Origin of the sequence: Plesiomonas sp. (assembly GCF_051650925.1) — a bacterium.
GTDB lineage: Bacteria > Pseudomonadota > Gammaproteobacteria > Enterobacterales > CAMTGL01 > Plesiomonas.
Genome location: NZ_JBOFRH010000487.1, coordinates 1 through 3,822, shown reverse-complemented (window position 1 = coordinate 3,822; position 3,822 = coordinate 1). Strand labels below are relative to the sequence as shown.

Sequence of the window (3,822 nt, the reverse complement as noted above, 5' to 3'; positions counted from 1 at the left end):
ACCAGTGCTGATCGTGGAGCGGTGCGTGATCGCAGCAAACTTGAGGATATGTTCTGATGTCTGACTCAGCGCCCCTTAGCGGGCAACCCTGTGCTGCTGAATATTTACGTGCCGTGCTGCGTGCACCGGTTTATGAAGTGGCGCAGGTTACGCCCTTACAGCCGATGAACAAATTATCCGCCCGCCTTGGCAATACTGTGCTGGTAAAGCGTGAAGATCGCCAGCCGGTACACAGCTTTAAATTGCGTGGAGCTCACGCAATGATTGCGGGGTTAAGTGCAGAACAAAAAGCGGCCGGTGTTGTGGCCGCCTCTGCCGGTAATCATGCGCAGGGGGTGGCGCTATCGGCCAGCAAGCAGGGGGTGAAATCTCTGATTGTAATGCCGCGTACGACCCCTGAGATTAAAGTGGATGCCGTGCGCGGGTTTGGCGGTGAAGTGCTGCTGCACGGCGCAAACTTTGATGAGGCGAAAACCCGTGCCATTGAACTGGCCGAACAGCAGGGGCTGACGTTTATTCCGCCGTTTGATCACCCTGCGGTGATTGCCGGACAAGGCACACTGGCACTGGAGTTATTGCAGCAAGATGCCCACCTTGATCGCATTTTTGTGCCCGTTGGTGGTGGCGGTTTGGCCGCTGGTGTAGCGGTGTTGATTAAGCAACTGATGCCGCAAATTAAAGTCATTGGCGTTGAGGCAGAAGACTCCGCCTGCCTGCATGCTGCATTACAAGCCGGCCAGCCCGTTGATCTGGCGCGGGTTGGCATGTTTGCTGACGGGGTTGCCGTCAAGCGCATAGGTGATGAAACCTTCCGGTTGTGTCAGCAATATTTAGATGATGTGATTACTGTTGATACCGATGCAATTTGTGCGGCAGTCAAAGATTTGTTTGAGGATGTACGGGCAGTGGCAGAACCCTCAGGCGCACTGGCGCTGGCGGGGCTGAAAAAATATGCGCAGCAGCATCAGTTACAGGGTGAGCGGTTGGCGCATGTGCTATCAGGGGCAAATCTTAACTTTCATGGCCTGCGCTATGTCTCCGAGCGTTGCGAGCTTGGTGAACAGCGTGAAGCACTGCTGGCGGTAACGATTCCCGAGCGTAAAGGCAGTTTTTTGCAGTTCTGCCAACTGTTGGGCGGCCGTTCAGTCACCGAATTTAACTACCGATATGCTGATCCGGATCGGGCGGCGATTTTTGTCGGGGTTCGGCTGACCCGAGGTCTGGCCGAGCGTGAAGAGATTGTGCAAGAGCTGCGGGCGGGGGGCTATGATACGGTTGACCTCTCTGATGATGAAGTGGCTAAGTTGCACGTACGCTATATGGTGGGTGGTCGTCCGGCACAACCGTTAACCGAGCGGTTGTACAGTGTGGAGTTTCCCGAGTGTCCGGGGGCGCTGATTAAGTTTTTGCAGATGCTCGGTACGCGCTGGAATATCTCGCTGTTTCACTACCGCAATCACGGTGCCGATTATGGTCGGGTGCTGACGGCGTTTGAGTTGCAACCTGACGATCAGAGCGCGTTTGATCAGCATCTGAATGAGCTAGGTTATGTCGCGCATGATGAAACGGATAATCCGGCATTCCGTTATTTTCTGGCCCGTTAAGATCAATGATTAACATCAATCGCTAACATCAGCTTGTTAACCTTAGCCGCTTACTTTGCAGCGGTTCGGGTGGGGGTTTTCCCCACATTATTGCGGTTATAGCATCTGCCAGAATGCGGCAATTAGCGGCTCATGTAGCCGCTTTTTCTGGGTGCAGACCCCCAGATCAAGCGGTGCAAAACCGCTGATATCTCGCCGCTCTATCCGATCACGCACTGGGCTGTTATCCACCACCACCGTTGGCATGGCTGCGACACCGCAACCGAGCGCCACCATTGAGACAATCGCCTCGTGCCCCGATACAGTCGCATAAATATGCGGATGAGTAATCTGTTGGGCGCGCAACCACTGTTCAATTCTGCGTCTGGCTGGCCCATGTTCGGGCAGAATAAACGGGATCTGCGCCCACTCAGGCTGTGTCTGAGTAGCTAACTCACGCACTCGACAGGGAATGGTCGGAATAATCAGTGCCAGTGCAATTTCCCCCAACGAGGCGAATGCGGCAGATGCCGGTAGCGGCTCAGGGCGTGCTGCAATGGCCAGATCAGCTTCATCCCCCAACACTTTGCTGATTGCATCGGCGGCATCACCGGTGGTCAGTTTAATGTCTACTTTTGGGTAGCGGGCGCGAAAACGGTCGAGGATCTGCGGCAGGTGGCTGTATGCGGCAGTCACCGAGCAGAATAGCCGCAGCTCACCCAGCAAATCATCGGCCTGCGGGTGAACGCTGGTGTGCAGTTGTTGCCACTGTTGCAGAGTCTGCTCGGCAAAACTGCGCATTTTTAACCCCGCATCGGTCAGCGTGACGCTACGGTTATCGCGTACAAACAGCGGTTGCCCGAGCTCCTCTTCTAAGCGCTGGATCTGGCGCGATAAGGTCGACGGGCTAACATGGCAAGCCTGTGCGCTGCGGCCAAAATGGCAGCTATTGGCAAGGTGTAAAAATAGCTTTAAATCGCGTAAATCCATGCGCGCCTCGTGGTCAGATTTCCTTCTGATACCGATAAACTGCGGTGCAGTTCATGTTTCATATCCTGCAATATGGTCTTGTTAATATATCAATTTAAGCAATGCGCGTCTTAGCCTACTATCAAAACAGTAGCGTCAAAAATAGCCGGGTGGAAATCACACCCTAAAGCGTCTGTAACGCCACATAACATGCTTGCACTAAAAACTACTGAATGCGTGTGGGCATGTTGGTTTAATAAAAAAATTTTTTCACCTGACGGTGACAGCCACAGAGCGCTAAATACAGAGAAAAAAGAGAGTATCAGCGCAAAAGGTTAGCCAGTCAGGTTCAACGGAATAATCGGTCAGAGTAAGGGAGCAACACATGACAAACTACTTTAATACCTTGAATTTACGCCAGCAGTTGGCACAGCTGGGCAAGTGTCGTTTCATGCACCGCAGTGAATTTGCCGAAGGCGTCAGCTATCTGCAAGGCAAAAAAGTGGTGATTGTCGGGTGTGGCGCTCAAGGGCTAAATCAGGGCCTGAATATGCGCGATTCAGGGCTGGATGTGGCCTATGCACTGCGTGATGAGGCGATTGCCGAGCAGCGTGCTTCTTGGAAACAAGCTACCGCGAACGGTTTTACCGTTGGCACGTATGCGCAGTTGATCCCACAGGCGGATTTGGTGGTTAACTTAACACCGGATAAACAGCACTCAGCGGTGGTGCAGGCGGTGATGCCGTTGATGAAGCAAGGGGCTGCACTCGGTTATTCACACGGATTTAATATTGTCGAAGTGGGCGAGAAAATTCGTGCTGACCTCACCGTGGTTATGGTGGCACCAAAATGTCCGGGCACTGAAGTGCGTGAAGAGTATAAGCGTGGTTTTGGTGTGCCAACACTGATTGCAGTTCACCCAGAAAATGATCCACGTGGCGATGGCTTGGCGATTGCAAAAGCGTGGGCAGCGGCTACGGGGGGTGATCGTGCTGGTGTGCTGGAGTCCTCTTTCGTCGCAGAAGTTAAATCTGACCTGATGGGTGAACAGACTATTTTGTGCGGCATGTTACAGGCCGGTTCACTGATCTGTTTTGATAAGTTGGTGGCAGAAGGCACTGATCCTGCCTATGCCGGAAAGCTTATTCAGTTTGGCTGGGAAACCATCACCGAAGCGTTGAAACAGGGCGGGATCACATTGATGATGGATCGCCTGTCAAACCCTGCAAAACTGCGTGCTTTTGAACTGTCTGAAAGCATGAAGCAGAGC

The 3,822-nt window shown here is 53.0% G+C and carries 3 protein-coding genes; 2 read left to right on the top strand and 1 reads right to left on the bottom strand.

Translation table 11 applies throughout. The annotated features are described in order from the left end of the window. The first annotated feature begins 56 nt into the window (after nt 1-56). Nucleotides 57-1,604: a threonine ammonia-lyase, biosynthetic gene (ilvA, locus tag ACRC27_RS11825; RefSeq protein WP_438639950.1), complete on the top strand. Its 1,548-nt coding sequence runs from the start codon at nt 57-59 to the stop codon at nt 1,602-1,604. A gap of 96 nt (nt 1,605-1,700) precedes the next feature. Here ilvA and ilvY read toward each other — a convergent pair whose 3' ends face one another. Continuing rightward, nucleotides 1,701-2,573, bottom strand: a complete 873-nt coding sequence (gene ilvY, locus ACRC27_RS11820) for an HTH-type transcriptional activator IlvY (RefSeq protein WP_438622596.1) — start codon at nt 2,571-2,573, stop codon at nt 1,701-1,703. Nucleotides 2,574-2,937: 364 nt separating this feature from the next. On the opposite strand from ilvY, the gene ilvC reads away from it, so the two are divergent. Continuing rightward, on the top strand, nt 2,938-3,822 hold an 885-nt coding region (ilvC, locus tag ACRC27_RS11815), incomplete at its 3' end, for a ketol-acid reductoisomerase (RefSeq protein WP_438639949.1).

Bases quoted from the DNA above. Each gene is read 5' to 3' on its own strand.
- ilvA (WP_438639950.1), top strand. From the start codon at position 57: ATGTCTGACTCAGCGCCCCTTAGCGGGCAACCCTGTGCTGCTGAATAT.
- ilvY (WP_438622596.1), bottom strand. From the start codon at position 2,573: ATGGATTTACGCGATTTAAAGCTATTTTTACACCTTGCCAATAGCTGC.